This is a genomic window from Legionella sp. (assembly GCF_047605385.1).
Taxonomy (GTDB): domain Bacteria; phylum Pseudomonadota; class Gammaproteobacteria; order Legionellales; family Legionellaceae; genus Legionella.
Genome location: NZ_JASGFU010000001.1, coordinates 22,874 through 43,865 on the forward strand (window position 1 = coordinate 22,874; position 20,992 = coordinate 43,865).

Here is a 20,992-nt window from a genome sequence, read left to right on the forward strand (position 1 = left end):
TATGTTTAAGCGTTGGAAAATTAAAAGTATTACTAAAAAAATTAAAGCGATGCAGGCAAACCGAGTGAATAATCAGCCAGGTGATGACGTGCTGAAAAAAGAAATTGCTTATTATTATGATTTAGCTAGCATCTATAAAAAAATGCAGTGTAGTAAAAAATTCCCTTTTGCGATGTTAATGTACGAGGAGTGTTTACGTACAGCCGCTGGGCTTGATGATGCTGAGGCGAATTATCTGCTGGGAAAAATAGTTCTTGATGAGGCAAAATTGAGAAATCATTTGGAACAAGAGGGCGTATTTAAAAGTGAAATCAATCAGAAGAAATGCCAACAACTTTTTGATGAAGCACATGCCTATTTGTCTGTAGCAGTTAAATTAGGCCATATTGAAGCAAAACGGTTGACTGGTCTTTGTTATATTAATGGTTGGGGCGTTGATGTTGATAAAAAAGCAGGTTTTGAAATGGTAGTTGACAGTATTGAACAAGAAGGAGCCTGGGATCGCGTACCGCAAATATTTGCTGCTATTGGACTTAATAAACCGGAGTTCTTTTCTGCCATTATGCAACATCGAAAATCCTCGTAGCAGGTTACACCAAAATATAATCTTGAAACAAATAAATCAAATAATAATTTGTAGGTTGAGCCAAGACTCAACCTACAAATTATTTTATCGGTGAAATCGCCATGTATACTACCCTGAAATAGCACTTAGTTCATGGATTCATAATGAATACAATGCTTTTTAGTAGTATAGGTTTCGTTGTTGAATGATTCACCATCCCTTTAAACATAAATCTTGGATTTACCTAATAAGATGTTATGATAATCTATTATGTAATGGATGAAACATAGGTAGAAAGGATTTTTTATGCTGCGACGCGATATCACTACAACAAATGTTTTAATAGCTGCCGCTGGAGGTATGGTGGGTTCTGGCTGGTTGTTTAGCCCCTATATCAGTGCGCAAATAGCAGGCAGTAATTCGCTTGTTTCCTGGGTTATCGCAACGATTTTTATGCTGTTTATCGCTCTACCGTTGTGTGAGTTAGGCACTATGTTTCCCATTTCTGGCGGAATGTCCAATTATCCTACGTTTACTCATGGCAAAGAAGTAGGATTCTTATTCGCTTGGACGTCATGGCTTTCCTATGTGGTAATGACGCCTATTGAAATACAAGCAATTCTTCAATACACGAGCCACTTCTTTCCATCTTTAGTCGCTGGTAATTCAGTCACTCTACAGCTTTCATCTTATGGTTATCTTGCTGCAGTTGCGATTATGCTTTTTGTTGTTTTATTAAATTCCTATGGAATTAAATTGCTAGCTGAATGTAATAAATATGCAAGTATTATCAAATTTATTTTACCCAGTATTGCCATTGTTTCTTTGTTGCATGTAGCCCCTTCAATGAGCAATGTTTCGGTATCTTTGACTGATAAGGACAGTTGGGTGAAAATTTTTGCCGCACTTTCTGAAGGTGGGGTTGTATTTGCTTTTACTGGATTTCAAAATGGTTTAATCTTGGCTGGAGAAGTTAAAAATCCGCAGCGAAGTATTCCTATAGCCATTTTAGGGGCGGTAATTATTGGCTTTATTCTCTATTTCTTACTGCAATTGAGTTTTATTGCTGCTGTTCCACAAAAATATTTAGCGCACGGTTGGGCAGGATTAACATATCCTGGAGATAGTGGACCTTTAGTCGGATTGGCATTGAGTTTAGGTCTGGCTTTTGTGGCCATTTTATTGATGATCGATGCTTCATTCTCTCCTTTTGGAACTGCATTGGTTTATACGGCAGCAACATCACGTATTTTATACGGTATGGCTCAAAATAAGCATTTGCCTAAAATATTTTTAAAAGTAAATCGTCATAAAATTCCTTATATTACTTTGTACGCCAATTTAATTGTGGGTATGTTATCATTTTTGCCATTTCCTGGCTGGCAAAAATTGGTCGCTTTTCTTTCTTCCGCGAGCATTCTTTCTTACAGTATTGGCCCCATTTGTCTTTTAGCAATGCGTAAGTTACAACCAGATACTGTGCGCCCATTTCGTCTGTCTGGAGCTGTGGCCTGTTCTCATCTTGCATTTTATTTTTGTAATTTAATGTTGTATTGGTGCGGCTTTGCTATCCTATGGAAATTAGATGTGGCTTTATTAATTGGGATTGGGTTGTACTTTATGGCTCATCGAAAAAGCTCTTTTGATAATGGCCGACTGATGTGTTGGTTTATGTTTTATATGGTGGCTATGTTACTGTTGTCTTATTTAGGGGCTTTTGGTGGTATAGGCGCTTTGCAATTCCCATTTGATTTAATTTGTATTTTCCCTTTAAGCATTTTTATCTTGTACTTATCACAATCCTTATTAAAACCTGCAAATTATCAGTACATCTTTAATGAGAAAGAGGGTGTGATTAATAATAAAAAAGAAGAGCTTTTGATTTAGGTAATTATTGAAGAAAATAAAAGTTTGCCCTTCCTCCAGGATGGACGAAGCGATGTTACACTAATTAATCAATATTGAGGTAAATTCCCGTGCGATATTTTAATCTCAAGTGGTTTTATGCGGTATTATTCTTGAATCAAGTTGCTTACGCTCAAACTTTGTCAGCAAAAGTTGATGAACTCATTGATCAACAATTACCGCGTGCAACTGTAGGTGCGCTTATTAAAGATGCACAAACGGGTGAAGTTATTTATAGCCGGAATGCCAATAAATTATTAACTCCTGCCAGTAGTACTAAATTATTTACTGCTGCTGCAGCATTTTATTATTTAAAGCCAGAGTTTCATTTTTTAACTACTTTGTCGCAGAAAGGCCAAGATTATTACATAACTTTTTCGGGTTCTCCTTCGTTTTCTGCTGATAATTTATCTGCTTTATTGATGACCTTAAAAAAGAATAATGTGACCTCTATTGCTGGAGATATAGTGATAGACAGTAGCCAGTTTCCACAGCCTTATTATCTTAGTGGTGATTCTTATGATGATTTAGGTTGGGCTTATACTGCTCCGGATACAGCAGCGGTATTGAATGAAAATGCAGAAGCCTATGAATTAATCAGTGGGCAAATCTTGGGAAGCCATATCCAGATAAAACCTAAAATATCAGCTAAAGAAAAACCAAAAATCAGAGCCTTAACATTTAAGAATGAAGTTATTACAGTAAGGAAAGAAGAAGAAAAAAATCATTGCAGTTTACATGTTGAATTACAAGCAAATAATACGTTACGGTTGTTTGGATGTATGATGCAGAGTAAAAATCCCAAAATGGTAGAGTTTGCTATCCCTGATCCTATTTTGTTTATTAAGCAAGTAACTCAATCAACCTTAGATAACGAGGGGATTGAGCTTAAAGGAGAGATTATTAGCGGGAAAACACCTGCAGATGTAATTCCTATAGCAAGTTATAAGTCAGCTAATTTACATCAATTAGTAAGGCATATGCTGCAAAAATCAGACAATCTTTATGCAAATAATCTCACCCGAAAATTAGGTTATGAAGTAACCGGAAAAGGCAGTCATAAAGAAGGTATGTTTGCGATGAAAAAGATTATTTCAGAGCACACGCCGATTGATGTGAAAGAGATGGAATTAATTGACGGTGAAGGTACTCGTTATAATTTAATTGCTCCAGAACAGTTTGTTGCTTTGCTTATGGAACTGTATCATAACAAAGACATCCGACCTTTATTGCTGAATTCTTTGCCGCAAGCCGGTGTTTCCGGAACCTTGCAAGCACGGATGAAAGATACTATTTTGGATAAAAAAGTATTTGCGAAGACAGGTACCATGCATGATGTGTCTTCCTTATCGGGGTTTCTAATAAACTCCAATGAAAAAACCTTTGTATTTTCGATTATCACCAACGGCGTAGGAAAAGCTGAAAAAGCAAAAGCACTTGAGGAAAAAATCTTAGCTATTGTTGCTGAATATTATTTAGAGCAAAGCAAGATTTCTAAAGAAGATCGGCGATGATAAAGTCTTTCTGGCAGCAAACGTGCCAGAAACACGACACTAATTACGCTTTTCATCTTTAACCCAGCGCATCATAAACGCGCCGATAATTTGCATTAAGGGTAATATCGATAGTGCAATATGGTAGCTGGATAATGAAAAATCTTGCGTTATCCCAGTGCCATTGAATACATCTAATAATTTCCCAATAGTTGGTTCTGCAATCGCATCTAAAAAGGCATCACTCGCATTAAGCAATGACGTTGTAGTTCCCGCCAAGTGCAAGGGGTTAAGTTCTTTTCCAATTACAAAAACCAAAGGAAATGCGCCCAGGCTAAAACCAAACATAAATAACAAACAACTTAATAACCATAGAGGCATCGGATGAGCATAAATCACTAAACTAATGCACAGAGCTGAAACCAAAGTACTATAAAACATAAAAGCGCAACGATTACGCACATAATTAGTAACCACAGCTAATAAAGGGCTTGAGATGGCTAAGCCAATAAATACCAGGGAAACCATGCTTGGAGCAGTTAATTTATCAAGATTATAAGCTTTTTGTAAGAAAGGATTACCCCATAAACCACAGAAAATAACTACAGGGGAAAAGGCTAAGCCGCTGTAGGCAGTAAGTAGCCAATTTTGTTTATTTTTAACTATAGAAAGAACATCACTCCATAAATGCTGTTTGTCTGAGGTTTTAATTTCTTCCGTTTCTGTAGAAGGCTTATCTCTCACACAAAGTAAAAACAGAAAACCCAAAGCAATACCACTCCACGCCAAGGTAGCTAAACTGGAGCGCCAACCAATTTGCTCAATGAGCCAGGCCAGAGGCATTTGTCCACATACAGCACCAATCATGGCAGAAGTTACTAATAATGAAGTTAATAGAGCATAGTATTTCTTATCAAACCAAACAGCGGCCAGTTTAAAATAGGCGATACTGGCAAAAGAAACACCAACACCAATTAAGGCTCGCCCCCAAATTGCTGTGTTTAAATAGTTTGCTTCAGCACAAAAAAATGTACCTAAAGCACAGAAAAAAATCGCTCCAGTAGTGATCCAACGTGTTCCATAATGATCGAGGATTACACCAACAAATAAAGGAACGATTAGATAAGTCCAAAAATAAACTCCAGAAAACATTCCAAGACCTAAGCCTTGCAAATGAAAAGCTTCCATTATTTGTGGAGCCATTACACTAGGGAAGTTTTGTAGGATATACTTATAAAATAAAAAAGCAGCGCACAGACTGATGACAAGAATTGCACGTGTATTAGTAGTTTTAGTTTTGATCATATTTATTGCCTGTGCATCACAAGAGTTCCTCATTATTCCTCCTCTAGTTTGTTAGTGTCTTATTGGCTGATTATTCTGCTTTCTCCCTAGAGAGGTCGAATAATCAAGGACATGACTCTAGGGCAGGGGCGGATCAATAATGAGGACGACCACTACAGAAATTGAGGCAATAGAAGAAGAAAGCTGCAGCAACGCAGAAGAGTTGTTTAATGTTACTTGATGTTGCTGGCAAGAGGTCATTTATAGTGTCAGTAGTTTTAAATTGTTATCATACTAACCTTGTTTTGAGCAGAATGTCAAATGATGTTTTCTTGATTATATAATGCTTAAATAAATGCAGGAGAGTGTTTTTTACAGCTTAATCACTGCAGCACCTGTAAAACAGCCATGGCGTAAATCATCTAGTGCTTGATTCACTTGAGCTAAAGAATAAGTATGTACTTCGGTGACTATAGGAATGGTTGATGCCAAATCTAAAAATTCTTTTCCATCTTTACGGGTTAAATTTGCCACTGAACATAAACAACGTTCTCCCCAGAGGATTTCATAGGGAAAACTGGGGATTTCACTCATGTAAATTCCTGCACATACCACAGTTCCTCCTTTTTCCGTATTTTTTAGTGCTATGGGTACTAATTCACCCACAGGAGCAAAAATAATCGCTGCATCTAATAGATGAGGAGAGCGCTGATGTGAATCACCAGCCCAGGTGGCACCTAATTGATAAGCAAAATCTTGAGCTGCTCGATCACCGGAATTAGTAAAGGCATAGACTTTTCTCCCTTTCTTGCAGGCAACTTGAATTAATATATGAGCTGCTGCACCAAAGCCATAAAACCCTAAATGTTGTGCATCACCTGTTTTTAAATAAGCACGATAACCGATTAGACCTGCACAGAATAAAGGAGCCGCTTGTTCGTCAGAATAACCTTCAGGAATGGGAAAGCAAAAATGCGCATTAGCCACACAATATTCGGCAAAACCGCCATCAATTTGATAGCCTGTAAATCGGGCATTATCACATAAATTTTCTCGCTCGGATAAACAAAAAAGGCAACGCCCACAACTATATCCCAGCCAGGGAACACCAACACATTGACCAATTTTAAATGCTTTAACTTCTGAACCTAGTTGCTCAATAGTCCCAACAATTTGATGTCCAGGGATTAATGGTAATTTGGGGTGTTCTAATTCACCATCCACAACATGTAAGTCAGTACGGCAAATTCCACAGGCGCTTACTTTAATTAATATCTGATGCGGTTTGGGATTTGGTTTGGGAACTTCTTTTTTGATTAGTGGTTGTCTAGGTTTTGCGAGGATCATTGCGTGCATAATGAACATCCTTTCCTTGCTTATTCTTTTATTTTAGCATTTTTATAAAACTTGACAAATTGCTCAAGTGAACCAAACTTGGAACAAGAGTATACAAGGAGGTTAGGTAAGTACTATGAGTTATATTGAAAATCATGTCTTTGATGAAATCATCATTGGTCAATCTGCTTCATTAAAACGGACACTAACTCAAAAAGATATTGAACTCTTTGCCGTTATGTCGGGAGACGTTAATCCCGCACATGTTGATGCAGAATATGCAAAAGATGATTTATTTCATAAAGTTATTGCTCATGGAATGTGGGGTGCTTCATTATTGTCTACAATTTTAGGTACGGAACTTCCTGGACCGGGGACTATTTATTTAGAGCAAACGTTAAAATTTGAGCATCCTGTTGCGATTGGTGATAGTGTCACTGTAACCCTGATGGTTATAGATAAAAAGCCAGAAAAACATATTATTGATTTTAAATGTTCTTGTGTTAATCAAGACGGTAAAACGGTGATTAGTGGCCTTGCAACAGTAATTGCCCCAACGATAAAAGTCAAAAGACAACGGGTTGCCTTGGCTACAGTCGAGTTTAAATCACCCAAAAATCATTGGTATTATACGCTAATTGCTGCCAAAAATTCTTTAAAACCCTTAGTCACTGCAGTAGTCCATCCTGTAGATATACTATCTCTTAAAGGAGCAATTGCTGCAGCAGAAGAGAGTTTAATAATACCCATATTAATCGGCCCAGAGAAAAAAATTCATGCTGCTGCTAAAGAAGCGGATCTTGATCTTTCAAATTATACTCTTGTTCCCACGGAGCACAGTACTGCGGCAGTAGAAACAGCCATCATTATGGCACAAAAATATGAAGTGGAAGCGATTATGAAAGGCAAGCTGCATACGGATGAATTAATGTCTCCTATTGTTAATAAAGAGAGTGGCTTACGTACAGGACGGCGTATGAGTCACGTCTTTTGCCTGGATGTGCCTAATTATTCTAAACCTATATTTTTAACGGATGCAGCGATTAATTTATTTCCTAGTCTTCGTGATAAGTGCGATATTGTGCAAAATGCTATTGATCTTTTTACCACATTAAGATTGGGCATACCCAAAGTTGCCATTCTATCTGCAGTTGAAACGGTTAATGAAAAAATTCCTTCGACTTTAGATGCAACCGCGTTATGCAAAATGGCTGAGCGCGGACAAATTAAAGGAGGGCTCTTAGACGGCCCATTAGCTTTTGATAATGCGATTTCAATGGATTCTGCTCGAGAAAAGGGAATTAACTCACTGGTTGCGGGTAATGCTGATATTCTGGTAGTTCCTGATGTGGAGTCAGGAAATATGCTGTATAAACAAATGACATATCTTTCTGGAATTGAGGCTGCAGGCATTGTTTTAGGAGCACGTGTACCAATTATTTTGACCAGTCGTGGTAGCGATGAAGTGTCGCGCAAGGCCTCTTGTGCGATGGCTTTATTGTATGAGCGTCGAAAAAGAGGGTAGAATAGCATGAAGGAAGCAATTTTAGTTCTGAATGCAGGTTCATCAAGCATTAAATTTGCCTTATTTTCTGTAAAGCTCAATTTATTGTATCAAGGAAAAATTGGTTCTATTTTTGGTCAACCACAATTTAAAGCATTTAATCATGAGCGTAAGTTAGTGATTGATGAAGTCCTGGCGTTTTCAGGTTATGAGACTTCGCTAATGCATTTATTTGATTGGTTAAGAGTGCTTCCTAATCGTTTTATATTAAAAGCCGTGGGACATCGAATAGTTCATGGTGGGGGAATTTTTCATGGCCCTTGTTTAATTAAGCCTGAAACCATCGAACAAATTGCATCGCTTACACCCTTAGCTCCTTTGCATCAACCGCTTAATGTAGAAGCAGTTTGTACTATTATAAAAATTTATCCACTCTTGCCGCAAGTAGCTTGCTTTGATACTACCTTTCATCAAACTCAAGAACATTTAGCGACTTTATTTGCCCTTCCCAGGTCTTTAACTGCAGAGGGTATCATTCGTTATGGCTTTCATGGTATTTCTTATGAATATATTGCTTCTGTCATACCTAAGAATGCTGGGTCTAAAGTGATGGTTGCTCATTTGGGTAATGGCGCAAGTGTTTGTGCTCTACGAGATGGTAAAAGTGTGGCGACTTCCATGGGATTTACTGCTTTGGATGGGTTAATGATGGGGACTCGCACAGGAACTATTGATCCGGGAGTATTGTTATATTTACTGCAGGAAAAAATGTACAGTACAGAACAATTAAGTGAGCTTTTATATTCCAAATCCGGTTTACTTGGGGTATCCGAAATTAGTGCTAATATTCAGGAGTTGCAATTTAACGAAGATCCTCGTGCCGTTGAAGCTATGGATTTATTTTGTTTTCGTGCTGCTCAAGAATTGTGTTCTTTAATGGTCGTTTTACAAGGGTGCAATACGCTTATTTTTACTGCGGGTATTGGTGAAAATTCCGCTGTAGTACGCAAAAAAATATGTTTGTATCTTCAATGGTTAGGGATTGTTTTGGATGAGGAAGCTAATCTTAATGATGCTTCAGTTATTAGCGCAGACACTAGTTCAATTTCAGTTTATGTCATTCCTACTAATGAAGAGTTAATTATTGCCAAGCATACCATTCACCTACTTGGCATATCCTAAATAAAAGTTGAAATAAGAGTTTTTTTTATTCATCCCAAATTTACCAGACAGGGTCTGGGAAGTATGCTTCTAAAGCATTGTGAACGCGAGGCACATTTAAATGGATTTTCTCAACTAGAAATGATGGCAACACTTCCTAGAGTTAAACTATACACTACATTAGCTTATAAGGCAGTTTCTGATGAAGTGTGATGCTTCCTAATAATGTTCCTTTGAGATTTGTGCGTATGATTAAAAATTTAAAGGAACATATGCTTGATAAAAGCTCAGAAAAAGAAAAATCTCCGATAACATCTATAGGCTTATTTCGTGAGCCTATCAATGAACATGCAGAATCATCCGCTATCTAAATTATAATTTACCTCGAACCGCGTGCCAATTGCTATTTATTCATTTAAAGAAAGATATCGATAAAAACTGGCACGCGATAACAAATATCATCAATACCATGAGCGCTTAGCAGTTAATACTAACGAACGTTTTATGAGACATTCATGCCTGTTGATAAATCTAAATGAATTTGCTCAGCCAATGACTTTCCATTTTCTTGAAACAACATGGTTTCATGATTTCCTTCGACTAAATGAGTGCTTAAATGCCCATTAATCGTAGACGACCAACCATTATCGTTTTGATTTACGTCAATAAAATCGTTCCACAGTTCTTTTGCTTTATAAAGCACCGCATTGGTTTTTATTGAGGAAAAGGTATAGTTAAGTAATAAGTTTTTTCGATACTTTTCTAATTGCGCTAACTCGTCTGTGCCATTTCCTTCTTTATAGACTAATAAAGAAATGGTATTTTTTCTCATGAGCGACTCAGGATATTGTGTCCATCCATCAAAAAAACCTAAATAGTGAATGATTTTATGAGAAGAGAGAAGTTGTTTTGCCATCTCAAAAGCTACTGTAGCACCAAAAGATGCACCAGCTAACGCAAATTCCTCTCCTTGATACACCTCTGAAAGAGCCTCTATATAAAATCTGGCCATTTCTTCAATGGAGTGAAATCGCCGCTCATCTCCATCCACACTTGCATCTTGAATTCCATATACCGTGTACTTTCCCGCCAGATGATTGGCGAGCTGTTTGTACCAGAAAACGGTTCCGCCAACCGGATGAACTAATACCAATGGGGTTTTATGAGTCCCCGTTGCTAATGGAATAATCCATTTATTTTCTATGCCCTTTGAAAGATTTTCTGAGCTTATTTGTGTGAGCCGGTGATCAATTTGCTTGGAAAGTAGAGCAATTGTTGGGTATTCAAAGATGTAAAATAAAGGAATATCTATGTGATAATGCTGTTTTAATGCATTGATAATGTGCAATGCAAGTAACGAGTCTCCGCCAAGAGCAAAAAAATCATCATGATGATGAATATCCGTAGCATTAAAAGCGCCATGCCAAATAGTCATCATGATTTTTTCACTTTCAGTTAAATGCTCATCAACCTCGTGCTCCAATCCAAACGGGATAAAGGCTTGTTGCTCCAAGGCGTTGATGTCAATTTTTTCATTCTCTTTCAATGGAATCGAGTGCGTGATGCAAAACTCTTTCGGAATCATATAATTGGGAAGATACGTAGATAGAAAAGTTCGTATCTCTTTGATTGATAAAGAATCATTTTTTAATACTAGGTAGGCTCTTAAATATTTTTCTTTAAAATGTCCTTTGTGAACAAGTACTACGGCTTGCTCTACTTCATCCATGTGTAATAAAGCGGATTCTATCGCAGGTAATTCAATACGATACCCTTGAATTTTTACTTGAAAATCATTTCTTCCAAAAAATTGAATAAACCCTTTGGGAAGCCACGCGGCCAAGTCTCCTGTTCGATAAAGAGTTTCACGATGATTATTTAAGGACAAAGGAATAAATTTAGCTTCTGTTAATTCTGGTTTTCCTAAATAGCCATCCGTGACTTGAGCGCCACCAATGAACAATTCACCTTTCATTCCGATTGGGCATAGATTTTTTCTTTTATCCAATAAATAAGCCGTTGAATTGAAGGCTGGCCGACCAATAGGAGCGGCGGCTTCAGCCATAAACTCATTATGAGATACAAAATAAGAGGTGACGGACACCGTGGTTTCAGTCGGGCCATATTCATTGACGATTTGATGATGAGGACACAGCTCAAGCCAATTTTTGACTTCTTGCGTATGAACTACGTCCGCTCCTAACATTAAAAATTTTAAATCAGTCAGTTTTTTCACCAAGTTGGGATAGTGCAGCAGCATCTCAATATAACCAGGGGTTAATTCAGTATGGGTCACTTGATGGTCTATTAAATGATGTAAATAGCGTTTAGGGTTTGTTTTAGTCGCCTCATCGCATAATGCAATGCATCCGCCTACTACTAAAGGTGCAATAGTGCACGGAACGGATAAATCAAATGCAATCGAGGAAGAAAAGTCAATAATTGAGGAGGAAGAAAATGCTGTAGTCTTAGTAAACCAGGTACAGTAATTAAGGACATTTTTCTGAGAAACCACAACACCTTTTGGCGTTCCTGTAGTACCGGAAGTAAACATAATGTATGCAAGCGACTGTAGGATATCCTTGGCTAAAAAAAAGTGATTTTGTGGTATTGAATTGACGAGAATCGATTCCAGATCATGGCATTGAACTATTTGTTTTTCTGAAAAATAAGGGGCTAACTTTGCTTTGAGCGCCGTTGTGGTAATGACATGATTTAATTGCGCTTCATTGGCAATCGTTTCAATTTTTAATAAGGGATATCGTGTATCTAAAGGCACATAAATGCACTGAGCTTTCAATATACCTAAAAGTACGACCAGCATTTCTGTAGTTCTTGGGCTGTATAATCCGATTAATGTTTGGGGTGGAATGTTTTGTTTCTGAATGTAGTACGCTATTTTATCTACTTGGTGGGATAATTCGTTGTAGGTCACTATTTGTTCATTGGTGACTAATGCTGGAGCTTGAGGTGTGGTATGCACATAATATTCAAATAATTCGATGATGGATTTTTGAGGTATTGGATGGACTTCACCCTTTCCCCAAACATTCAATAGGGTATAACGTTCGTTTTCAGTTAAAAAACAAAATTCAGATACTTGGAGGTGCGGTTTTGTGATCAGATGATCGAGAATGTGTTCCATATGAGGCGCCATGTTATTGAGTGTTTCTTGTAACAGCCCACTGTGATAGTGTTCATCGATGCAATGAGCTATTTTCACCTCGTGAAACAATGTACTGTAATGGAAATACAATAACGTATCTTGAGGTAACACTAAGTGCTCGGACTCATCCATTAAATTAATAATGATGTTTGATGTGAGGTGCTTATTTTCAAGAATGGGATGCCGTGCCACAATATCAGTAAAAAAGGTCTGTGCTTTTTCATGCTCCTTGAGGCGTGTTTTGACATCAATCACTAAATCTTCTAAAGTCATTTCCTCATTCCACCCTAAAATTAAGGGTAAAAATGCAGAAAATAAACTGCCACATGGATTATTTAATTCATGATGACCTGAATAGACTAAAGAGACTGAGGTTTTCCCGTAATCATTAAGACGATACAAATAAATTAAGAGGGTTGTAAGGATCATCTCTTTCTTTGTGTCTTCATCTGTATGGATAAGAGGAGGGGGAAGGCGTATGCTCGAAGGTGCTAATTCAAGGCCTGTGTTGTTTTTTTTCAAACTGGCTGGAGTGAATGTTTCATGCTCATTTAATTTTACGAATTGTTGAATCCAATAGGGTTCATTTTTTACAGCCTTTGCATGAAGCGTTTTAAAATAGATAGGTTCATTGTGTATTGATTCAAATTGAATACCAATATGGAGATTATAGGTTTTTTTGAGGGATTCAATTGAAATGAGCTCACCTGTTTTTAAGAAAACTTGAGTTACTTTTAAGGCATTAGTGGAAGTGGCTATAACGAGTCCATCTTCTTTAATATCAATAAGCGTTCCAGATGTATAAGAGCTCACATCACAGGAAATAACAAGTGCCTGAGAAATTATCAAATAATCTTGATGCAAATAGAGTTTGACGCACCCTACGTTATTATTATAGTGACCTAATGCGGTTGCTCTACATAATTGAACAATAGATTCTGCGGAGTTTTTATTCCAATCGATAAATCCTAAATTAGGAATCATTGCGGTTAGGCCAAAATAGCTGCGCTGCCGTAGGTCTTGTTTTGTTAACAAAAGAGTCCCATTGAGAATGTCGGACACCAAATCAGAAAAAGCTTGGATAGCATGTTCATAACAGCGTAAATTTAAAGAAAAAGCCGTATCTTCATTGAGAATAGGGAATCTCACTTGCTTGACAATATCTCCTTCATCAATTCCTTCATTTACCATATGCCAGGTAATTCCATGTTCTTTTTCCTTATTAATTAATGCCCAAGTGGTTGCATTAAGACCTGCATATCGAGGTAATAAGGAATCGTGATAATTAATAGTGGCTTGCTTTGCCATATTGAGAACAGAGGCGGGTAAAATAAAACTGTTGACGATACTGAACACGTACTCCACAGGATAAAAAGAAGAAGACAGTAATTCTCCAATAGAAGAGACCCAAACAATATTATTTTTCTCTGCCCACTCCTGAATCGTTTTTGTGGGGGAAACTACTCGTTCTATCCAAAAGTGATGTGACAGAAGAATATCACCGCACTGAATCAATAAACTGTCTTCGCCAATTAAGCAGCAAGAATTCATTATTTATCCTTTCATCTATAATTAGGATTAAAAGTTCATTTTAAAATCAACATAACGCAAGGGTATCATATACGAATGAAAAAAGATCAAAATTTTCTCATTACTTTAGCCAATCAGACAGCAGAAGCACTTGTTGTCTTGGATGCTCAGGCTAATGTATTTCTCTTAAATGCTAATGCAGAGAACGTATTTCGGTGTAGTGCTAATCCGGCGATAGGCAGCTCCTTTACTGCATTCTGTCAGAAAAATCATATTCCTTTATTTTTTAATCTAGTTGATTTTAATAAAGAAAATGAGGTAACCCGTGCGATTTCTACAGTCATTCATCACATGAAACTGGATTGGTCTGTTCAGCGCATGGTTGAGGATGAGGCCGTATTTTACTTTATTAAAACCATCAATTTAGAACAAAAAAGAAACCAAAATGAAATTTTTCAGCTGGAAACTTTAATTGAAAACATGCCTTGTAACGTTTATTGGGTCGACAAAGACTGCAAGATGATCAATTGCAATCAAAACGTTTTAACGATGCTGCACATGCGTCGTGAAGAATTTCGAGGTAAAACCTATGAGGAGTTGTCTGAATTAGCACAGTGGCCAGAAGGATTAGCACAAAAATTAAAAAATGATGATCTGTATGTAATGCGATCTGGGACGCCTATATTTGGTGTAGAAGATCCTCCGATACCGCATGCCGATGGAACAGTTTCCAATTTTTTAACCAGTCGTGTTCCTTTACGAAATCAAGAAGGAGAGATTTTAGGAATTGCAGGAATTTCTGTGGATGTTACTGCTTTGAAAGAGGCACGGGCAAAAGCAGAGGCTGCAAATGAGGCTAAAAGTGCTTTTATTGCAAATATGAGTCATGACATTAGAACGCCATTAACCGGAGTGATAGGGCTTTCTGAATTATTGGAAAGCGAGCTCAATAATCCCCATCAAAAAGAAGATGCTCATTTATTGCACGATAGTGGTGAGAAATTATTAACCATGCTTAATGACATATTAACAGACGTGCAAGCAGGGGATGTGAGCGAAGATGAGGTGCATAATGAACCATTTGACTTATATCAAAGCATTGATGATTTAATCAAACTAGAGCGTCCAACGACCACAGTGAAACAGTTGGGCTTAAATGTAAATATAGATTCTACCGTGCCACGCTATATCGTTAGTGATCGTAAAAAAATTCACCGCATTCTTCTTAATCTTATGGGAAATTCCATCAAATTTACTCAAACAGGTCATATTACTATTGAAGTGAAGTGCTTAAGTACTGAGGACAATCAAGTTCATTTACAATTTGGTGTATCGGATACAGGTATTGGAATTCCCAAAGAAGCGCAAGATAAGGTATTTGAACGATTTTTTCGTGTAAGTCCTTCCTACAAAGGCATTTATCAAGGCTATGGTTTAGGGCTTTCCATTGCTCAGTCCTATGTTCACTTACTTGGTGGTAAAATTACCCTAACGAGTGAAGAGGGGCACGGCACCACCTTCTACTTTGACATCTTATGTTCAAAAGGGGCAGAAGAAAACGTGCCAAGAACAGAACATTGCATTATTGAGTCTCCTCAATCAAAAATATTTGTGAATGAAAAGAGTCCTCATTTGTTATTGGTTGAAGATAATTTAATGGCATTAAAAGTGCTGGAATCTTTAGTTGCCAAGGCAGGGTGTACCTATCAATCCACTTCAACTGGCGAAGATGCTTTCGCGTTAACTCAATTAACGGCCTTTGATTTAATTATTGCTGATATTGGACTTCCTGGCATCTCCGGTAATGAGTTTGCGGCAAAAGTGCGTCAGTGGGAAACAGAGAATGCAAAAGAGGCTCAACCGATTGTTGGATTAACAGGACACGCCAAAGAAAAGGCTTATAATGAATGCATTGCCTCGGGAATGAACGATGTATTTACTAAGCCAGGTACGGCACAACTGGTAGATCAATTAATAAACCAATATGTTTTCAATCGAGAATTAAGCGGGCCCAAGGAGCATGCCGTAGAGAAAAAATCATTAGGGCTTGGGATGGATTTACCCAATACCGAAGCGGAATTATTTCAACTCGAACATATTCCGATCTTTGATATTCAGCATGCATTGGGTCAAATAAATGACCGATCGGTTTTAATTCAAATACTCAAAGAAAGTGTTTCTGAAGCTGTTCAAAAAGACATACAGGAAATGATATTGGCCTATAATCAAGGGTCTTGGGAGCGAGTTGAGAAAATTGCCCATAAGATTAAAAGTGGTGCTGTTTATATAGGTACTCGAAGATTATTTTATGCATGTCAATATTTGGAGCGTTATTATAAAGCAGGTCATCGTTTAATGTTAGAAAAGCTTTATGCTCAAGTATTACTAATTAATGAAGAAACACTAAAAACCATAGAAGAGTGGTTGAAAACTGAATAATGAAGAGATTTACAATTTCATCTCAATTTAAAGGGGACTCTGGGAAACTTCGTATCTTCCTGCAAAGAACCCCCGGCAGGGGCATGTAAATATTAATTCTGAGTTAAGCCATTATCCAAAAATATACCTGAATTAATAGATACTTTGTCCTCATTTATCGTACTCTCAAAAAATCTATAGGATGAGGAAGTAGTAGCAAGAGAAGTCTTTTCTGAACTAGGCAAGACTTTTTCAGGCAAAGATTCTGTAGGACCATTTAATAAGCCTTTAATCACATCGGAAGTACCTTTTCCTGCTTGAGTTGACGGAACGTCATTATTGTTTTTTGACGAAGTACTAATCATTGTAAGAATGTCCTGAGATTTTTTAGAATATATTTGCATGATTCTTTGTTTTTTGCTGAAGATGCTCGACAAGAGCGCATCGTTCGCTTGATTTGAAGAAATAGTATCACTTTTCTGAATTTCTTCTTTTTCTTTCCCCCGTTCTCTCTTTCTTTTTTTTGGGGCCCTTATTTGAGCAATTCTTTGGTCTGCAAGTTGAGTTATCTCTTTATATTTAGCTTGATAAAAAGCTGTAAAGTTTGAGTCAGTATAATTTATACTCAGTGTATGATAAGCGACAATGAGTTTATTCCCCTCAGTAAGATCATTTAGAGTCTGTAATAAGTTATTTTTGTGTTCATTGACGCTTTTTATTGTATGTAGTTTACTAAAATTACCAAATAGTGTTTCAGAGGTTTTAATAGTCAGTATTGCTTGGAGCCATAGCTCTAAAGAGTATAAATTGGGTCTATTCGCTATTATAGGATCTTGACATCGTTGAATTATATTTGCTACATGAGGGTCCCTGTTAGCTCTTATTATGCGATTCATCATGTTCCCTAGCGAATATACATCCATAGCCTCATTAGCAATTTCTTCCGTCTGTGACCAGCACTCCGGTGCAATGTGACCGTACTTTTTTCTCTTTCTTTGCACATTGGTTTTGGTTTTTTGTTTAAAAGTCGTTGGGCAAACAAACTGATCCTTTGCTGTAATAAGGCCACCATCAATTAAATGACTTTCATTGGTGGAGTTATCATAAAGAATATTATCCTCTTTAAGGTCTATAAAAATATATCCTTTTTCATGGAGTTGTTTTAATGCTCTAACTGCCGAAAGAAAAACCTTTAGTTGTTGTTCTGGAGAATTGAATATTAATTTATTGTATAGCACACCAGGGACTAAGGGAGTAATCAGCCGGTAATTTTCCTTTCCCTGAAAAAGCTCAGTAGTTCCATAAGGATAGTTAAGTTCAAAAAAATACTTTTTTGTAAATAATTCAAGAGAATCAATACGCTTAACACCCCGAGGATTTAACACAACTAATTCCCTACCATCTAGAGACTGAAATTTTCTTGCTCTTGAGTTAGATCCCTCTCCAAGAGTTTCTTTTGGAAAAAAATTAGTTCCACCATCACTTTCATAACTAGAATCGTAACCATTTTGCGAAATAGTATATTTACCAGGCATGTGCCCTCCAATTTTATTGAGATTTTTTGCTAACCCGAGAGATAAGTGAAATTAAAATATACATTATAAAGGATGTTTGTTAATGAATTATTAAGGAGCTGCTGCAAATTTAGGGTTGATCACGTCAAACAGTCTTGAGGTTTTGTTAAGCCAGGAATGTTAAAATAAGAAACAAAGAAAGCAAAAATTACCACAATGAGTTGTCAATGCTAGAAGAGCAATTGTTAAATAGTTTTAAAAAACCTGAAGAATTTAAATGCCTTATTCAAAATTTTTATAGCCTCTTTAAATATATTGGTGTATTTGAATTTTCAAATACAACCAACTGATTACTATTTTTAAGTATGCTAACAGCAATTAGATAATTATTTTCCCCTTGTGGTGAATAGTCAATGAGCTCACCAAGTTCTGAACATTGTTCGTTTAATAATTTTTGTCCGGAATGGATTTTTTCATTGGTATTTACCGAACAAATACGTAACTCATGCTTTAAGGTTGCTTTATAATGCATGCGCGCAATGATTTCTTGTCCTTTATAACAGCCTTTATTAAAACTTAAATAAGGTGTTTTATGTAGTTCAAGGCGATGAGGCAAAAACAAACCGCGTGATTCTGGGTAGATATCAAATTGTTTTTGTTGCAAACGAAAAGTATGCCAGGTTAATGAACCCAGAAGTTGTTCTTGTTTAGAAAAGCGATGTTTGATCTGAGCAGCAAAGTCAGTTTGTATCAAAAAGATATAAAAACCAGAACCTAAATGGTAACAACAATAATCTTTGCCATAAGTTAATGCATAAAGTTCAGTAGGAAAAAATGAAGTATCAGGGACCATATCCTGTTGATTTTGCAGATAAAAGCCCAGAACACATAAGTGCTGGTTTTCTTTAGTAGTAACCCGAGAAAGCATTGCAGGTTTGTTTAATGATTTAATAGTTGCTTCTAACAAATCCTTAGGAAGGATTAATTTAATGCCTGACCAATTTACTACATCCATTAACGTTAAAACACGTCCTTGCAGATTACATAAAGTACCTTGAGCGATTTGGATGTCTGATATTGTATTAACATTACAGGTTAGTTGTCCTTGAAGAAATTCCAATGTTTTATCACCAATCACATCAATGACGCTCAAGTAAGATAAATCAAATAAATAATTTTTATTAGTCTGTAAAGATAGTTCTTGCTCAAGTGCATTAAAGGTTGTTAAGTTTCGGTTATTAATTAAGTGATTCATAATAAATTGCGATTTCCGTTTATAAAGGCAGTAGTGTATCATTGACTGGTTCATTAAATCATCAAGAGTTTTACTATGTTCGATGCGCGTGAAAAAGCACGGCTGGTTTGGCATTGTCGCCGCGGCATGCTGGAGCTGGATTTAATACTGCAACGCTTTTTGGAAAAACGCTTGAATAAGCTTTCAGAACAAGAACTTAAAAGTTTTGACAAGCTATTAAGTTGTACTGATCCAGAGTTATTTGCTTGGCTGATGGGACATGAAGAGCCTGAATTGACGGAGTTCAAAGAAATTGTTGCACTTATCAGAAATAACCATTAAACCGGGAGATTCAAGGCTTTATTGGCGTTTAGTTTTGGTTTTATATCTGCTTACTATTTTTTTAGTAATATTTTCCTCTTTATTTTGGATTATCAAGCTGGTTCTTGTGGGGATTATTGCAGTTTTACTACGGGTAGATTGGACTGATAGACGCCCAAATAATGGAATTAAAGAGATTCAGTTCATTAATGGTAAATGGCTTTTATACTTAAATAATGGCAAAAAATTACTTTATAAAGAAGTGCAGGTTCTTATTCATAATCCTTTATTTCAATTAATTCAATTTAGTCATGAGCAACATAAGCGACTGATAGTTTTGTTTCATGATCAAATTCCCAAAGAGCAATGGCGCTTATTGCATCTAAAAATTAGATGTAACATCAAATAATCAAAGACTATTATGCTGGTGGGAAATTTTTTTAAACTTTAACACGTTGCATTTATTATTTGAATTCTGCTTAAATCAGCTGATATTAAAAAAACATATGTTAAAATATTGCGAATACAATAAACTCTTAATGAGACTTTTATGCTGGAAAGTGACCGCTTAATCAGTAGTCAAAATATTATTTCTGAAGAAGCCATTGATCGTGCGATCAGGCCTCTACGTCTTAGTGAATATATTGGGCAAAAAGCAGTAAGTTCACAAATGCAAATTTTCATTGATGCGGCAAAGAAACGCAATGATGCTTTAGATCATGTACTTATTTTTGGTCCTCCAGGTCTTGGTAAAACAACCCTAGCCAATATTATTGCTCATGAAATGGGGGTTAACCTTCGCCAAACCTCAGGCCCAGTTATTGAACGAGCAGGGGATATTGCTGCAATACTGACTAATTTACAAACAAATGATGTCCTATTTATCGATGAAATTCACCGCTTAAGCCCTGTCATTGAAGAAATTCTCTATCCAGCAATGGAAGATTACAAACTCGATATTATGATTGGTGAAGGGCCGGCAGCACGTTCAATTAAGCTCGAATTACCACCTTTTACACTAATTGGTGCTACGACGCGAGCAGGCTTGCTTACTTCTCCCTTACGTGACCGATTTGGCATTGTACAACGCCTGGAATATTATTCCGTAGACTCATTAACGCAAATTGTTGTGCGTTCAGCGCAATTATTAAATGTAGGTGCACAAATAGATGGTGCAAGAGAAATTGCGATCCGTTCACGAGGCACACCTCGCATCGCAAATCGCTTGCTGCGTCGGGTTCGCGATTATGCTGAAGTTAAAGGTCAGGGTGTGATTACGAAGGATATGGCTCAAAAGGCACTTGAAATGTTGGAAGTAGATAGACAAGGTTTTGATTTAATGGATCGCAAACTATTAATGTCAGTAATTGAACAATTTGGTGGTGGTCCTGTAGGGGTAGACAGTATTGCTGCTGCTATAGGTGAAGAAAAAGGTACAATAGAAGATGTTTTAGAGCCTTTTTTAATACAACAAGGATTCCTTATGCGTACTCCGAGAGGTAGAATAGCAACACCAAAGGCTTATCTGCATTTTGGCATAAGCAGGGTTGAACAGGAATAGT

15 protein-coding genes are annotated in these 20,992 nt (G+C 36.9%); 10 read left to right on the plus strand and 5 right to left on the minus strand.

Features of this window, described 5'->3' with window-relative positions; genetic code table 11:
* Position 1 precedes the first annotated feature (1 nt).
* The 3 genes from QM652_RS00110 (at position 2) to dacB (ending at position 3,984) form a co-directional block, all read left to right on the plus strand.
* Positions 2 to 586 carry a hypothetical protein gene (locus tag QM652_RS00110; RefSeq protein ID WP_415072111.1) on the plus strand — a complete coding sequence of 195 codons (585 nt, stop codon included), beginning with the start codon at positions 2 to 4 and terminating at the stop codon, positions 584 to 586.
* 285 nt (positions 587 to 871) lie between these two features.
* Positions 872 to 2,452 carry an APC family permease gene (locus QM652_RS00115; protein WP_415072112.1) on the plus strand — a complete coding sequence of 527 codons (1,581 nt, stop codon included), beginning with the start codon at positions 872 to 874 and terminating at the stop codon, positions 2,450 to 2,452.
* An 89-nt stretch (positions 2,453 to 2,541) separates the two neighbouring features.
* The gene (gene dacB, locus QM652_RS00120; RefSeq protein ID WP_415072113.1) at positions 2,542 to 3,984 is read left to right on the plus strand and encodes a D-alanyl-D-alanine carboxypeptidase/D-alanyl-D-alanine-endopeptidase; all 1,443 of its coding nucleotides are present in this window, start codon (positions 2,542 to 2,544) and stop codon (positions 3,982 to 3,984) included.
* 39 nt (positions 3,985 to 4,023) lie between these two features.
* Here the strand turns inward: dacB and QM652_RS00125 are convergent, their stop codons facing one another.
* Both QM652_RS00125 and QM652_RS00130 read right to left on the minus strand, forming a co-directional pair.
* Positions 4,024 to 5,301: an MFS transporter gene (locus QM652_RS00125; protein ID WP_415072114.1), complete on the minus strand. Its 1,278-nt coding sequence runs from the start codon at positions 5,299 to 5,301 to the stop codon at positions 4,024 to 4,026.
* A gap of 318 nt (positions 5,302 to 5,619) precedes the next feature.
* Complete coding sequence (locus QM652_RS00130; protein WP_415072115.1) at positions 5,620 to 6,603, minus strand: zinc-dependent alcohol dehydrogenase family protein; 984 nt, start codon at positions 6,601 to 6,603, stop codon at positions 5,620 to 5,622.
* Between the two features lie 115 nt (positions 6,604 to 6,718).
* On the opposite strand from QM652_RS00130, the gene QM652_RS00135 reads away from it, so the two are divergent.
* From QM652_RS00135 to QM652_RS00145, 3 genes are all read left to right on the plus strand, one after another.
* Positions 6,719 to 8,107, plus strand: coding sequence for a bifunctional enoyl-CoA hydratase/phosphate acetyltransferase (locus QM652_RS00135; RefSeq protein ID WP_415072116.1), 1,389 nt, complete (start codon positions 6,719 to 6,721; stop codon positions 8,105 to 8,107).
* A gap of 6 nt (positions 8,108 to 8,113) precedes the next feature.
* On the plus strand, positions 8,114 to 9,268 hold the full coding sequence (locus tag QM652_RS00140) for an acetate/propionate family kinase (RefSeq protein ID WP_415072117.1): 1,155 nt from the start codon (positions 8,114 to 8,116) through the stop codon (positions 9,266 to 9,268).
* Positions 9,269 to 9,331: 63 nt separating this feature from the next.
* On the plus strand, positions 9,332 to 9,460 hold the full coding sequence (locus tag QM652_RS00145) for a hypothetical protein (protein ID WP_415072118.1): 129 nt from the start codon (positions 9,332 to 9,334) through the stop codon (positions 9,458 to 9,460).
* 289 nt (positions 9,461 to 9,749) lie between these two features.
* On the opposite strand, the gene QM652_RS00150 is transcribed toward QM652_RS00145, so the two are convergent.
* Complete coding sequence (locus QM652_RS00150) at positions 9,750 to 13,964, minus strand: amino acid adenylation domain-containing protein (RefSeq protein WP_415072119.1); 4,215 nt, start codon at positions 13,962 to 13,964, stop codon at positions 9,750 to 9,752.
* A gap of 75 nt (positions 13,965 to 14,039) precedes the next feature.
* On the opposite strand from QM652_RS00150, the gene QM652_RS00155 reads away from it, so the two are divergent.
* A complete protein-coding gene (locus QM652_RS00155; RefSeq protein ID WP_415072120.1) occupies positions 14,040 to 16,382 on the plus strand; it encodes an ATP-binding protein in 2,343 nt (780 codons plus the stop codon).
* Between the two features lie 92 nt (positions 16,383 to 16,474).
* On the opposite strand, the gene QM652_RS00160 is transcribed toward QM652_RS00155, so the two are convergent.
* Together QM652_RS00160 and QM652_RS00165 are read right to left on the minus strand one after the other, a co-directional pair.
* On the minus strand, positions 16,475 to 17,896 hold the full coding sequence (locus QM652_RS00160; protein WP_415072121.1) for a protein kinase domain-containing protein: 1,422 nt from the start codon (positions 17,894 to 17,896) through the stop codon (positions 16,475 to 16,477).
* 274 nt (positions 17,897 to 18,170) lie between these two features.
* Complete coding sequence (locus QM652_RS00165) at positions 18,171 to 19,130, minus strand: YgfZ/GcvT domain-containing protein (RefSeq protein ID WP_415072122.1); 960 nt, start codon at positions 19,128 to 19,130, stop codon at positions 18,171 to 18,173.
* A gap of 75 nt (positions 19,131 to 19,205) precedes the next feature.
* On the opposite strand from QM652_RS00165, the gene QM652_RS00170 reads away from it, so the two are divergent.
* From QM652_RS00170 to ruvB, 3 genes are all read left to right on the plus strand, one after another.
* Complete coding sequence (locus QM652_RS00170; RefSeq protein WP_415072123.1) at positions 19,206 to 19,451, plus strand: succinate dehydrogenase assembly factor 2; 246 nt, start codon at positions 19,206 to 19,208, stop codon at positions 19,449 to 19,451.
* Entirely contained in the window at positions 19,423 to 19,839 is a 417-nt protein-coding gene (locus tag QM652_RS00175) for a protein YgfX (protein ID WP_415072124.1), read from the plus strand. Before QM652_RS00170 ends, QM652_RS00175 begins: the two co-directional genes overlap by 29 nt.
* A gap of 141 nt (positions 19,840 to 19,980) precedes the next feature.
* Positions 19,981 to 20,991, plus strand: a complete 1,011-nt coding sequence (gene ruvB / locus QM652_RS00180) for a Holliday junction branch migration DNA helicase RuvB (RefSeq protein WP_415072125.1) — start codon at positions 19,981 to 19,983, stop codon at positions 20,989 to 20,991.
* The last annotated feature ends 1 nt before the right edge of the window (position 20,992 follow it).

Coding starts and splice junctions, on each gene's coding strand:
- QM652_RS00110 (WP_415072111.1), top strand. CDS start 2: ATGTTTAAGCGTTGGAAAATTAAAAGTATTACTAAAAAAATTAAAGCG.
- QM652_RS00115 (WP_415072112.1), top strand. CDS start 872: ATGCTGCGACGCGATATCACTACAACAAATGTTTTAATAGCTGCCGCT.
- QM652_RS00125 (WP_415072114.1), bottom strand. CDS start 5,301: ATGAGGAACTCTTGTGATGCACAGGCAATAAATATGATCAAAACTAAA.
- QM652_RS00130 (WP_415072115.1), bottom strand. CDS start 6,603: ATGCACGCAATGATCCTCGCAAAACCTAGACAACCACTAATCAAAAAA.
- QM652_RS00135 (WP_415072116.1), top strand. CDS start 6,719: ATGAGTTATATTGAAAATCATGTCTTTGATGAAATCATCATTGGTCAA.
- QM652_RS00140 (WP_415072117.1), top strand. CDS start 8,114: ATGAAGGAAGCAATTTTAGTTCTGAATGCAGGTTCATCAAGCATTAAA.
- QM652_RS00145 (WP_415072118.1), top strand. CDS start 9,332: ATGCTTCTAAAGCATTGTGAACGCGAGGCACATTTAAATGGATTTTCT.
- QM652_RS00150 (WP_415072119.1), bottom strand. CDS start 13,964: ATGAATTCTTGCTGCTTAATTGGCGAAGACAGTTTATTGATTCAGTGC.
- QM652_RS00155 (WP_415072120.1), top strand. CDS start 14,040: ATGAAAAAAGATCAAAATTTTCTCATTACTTTAGCCAATCAGACAGCA.
- QM652_RS00160 (WP_415072121.1), bottom strand. CDS start 17,896: ATGCCTGGTAAATATACTATTTCGCAAAATGGTTACGATTCTAGTTAT.
- QM652_RS00165 (WP_415072122.1), bottom strand. CDS start 19,130: ATGAATCACTTAATTAATAACCGAAACTTAACAACCTTTAATGCACTT.
- QM652_RS00170 (WP_415072123.1), top strand. CDS start 19,206: ATGTTCGATGCGCGTGAAAAAGCACGGCTGGTTTGGCATTGTCGCCGC.
- ruvB (WP_415072125.1), top strand. CDS start 19,981: ATGCTGGAAAGTGACCGCTTAATCAGTAGTCAAAATATTATTTCTGAA.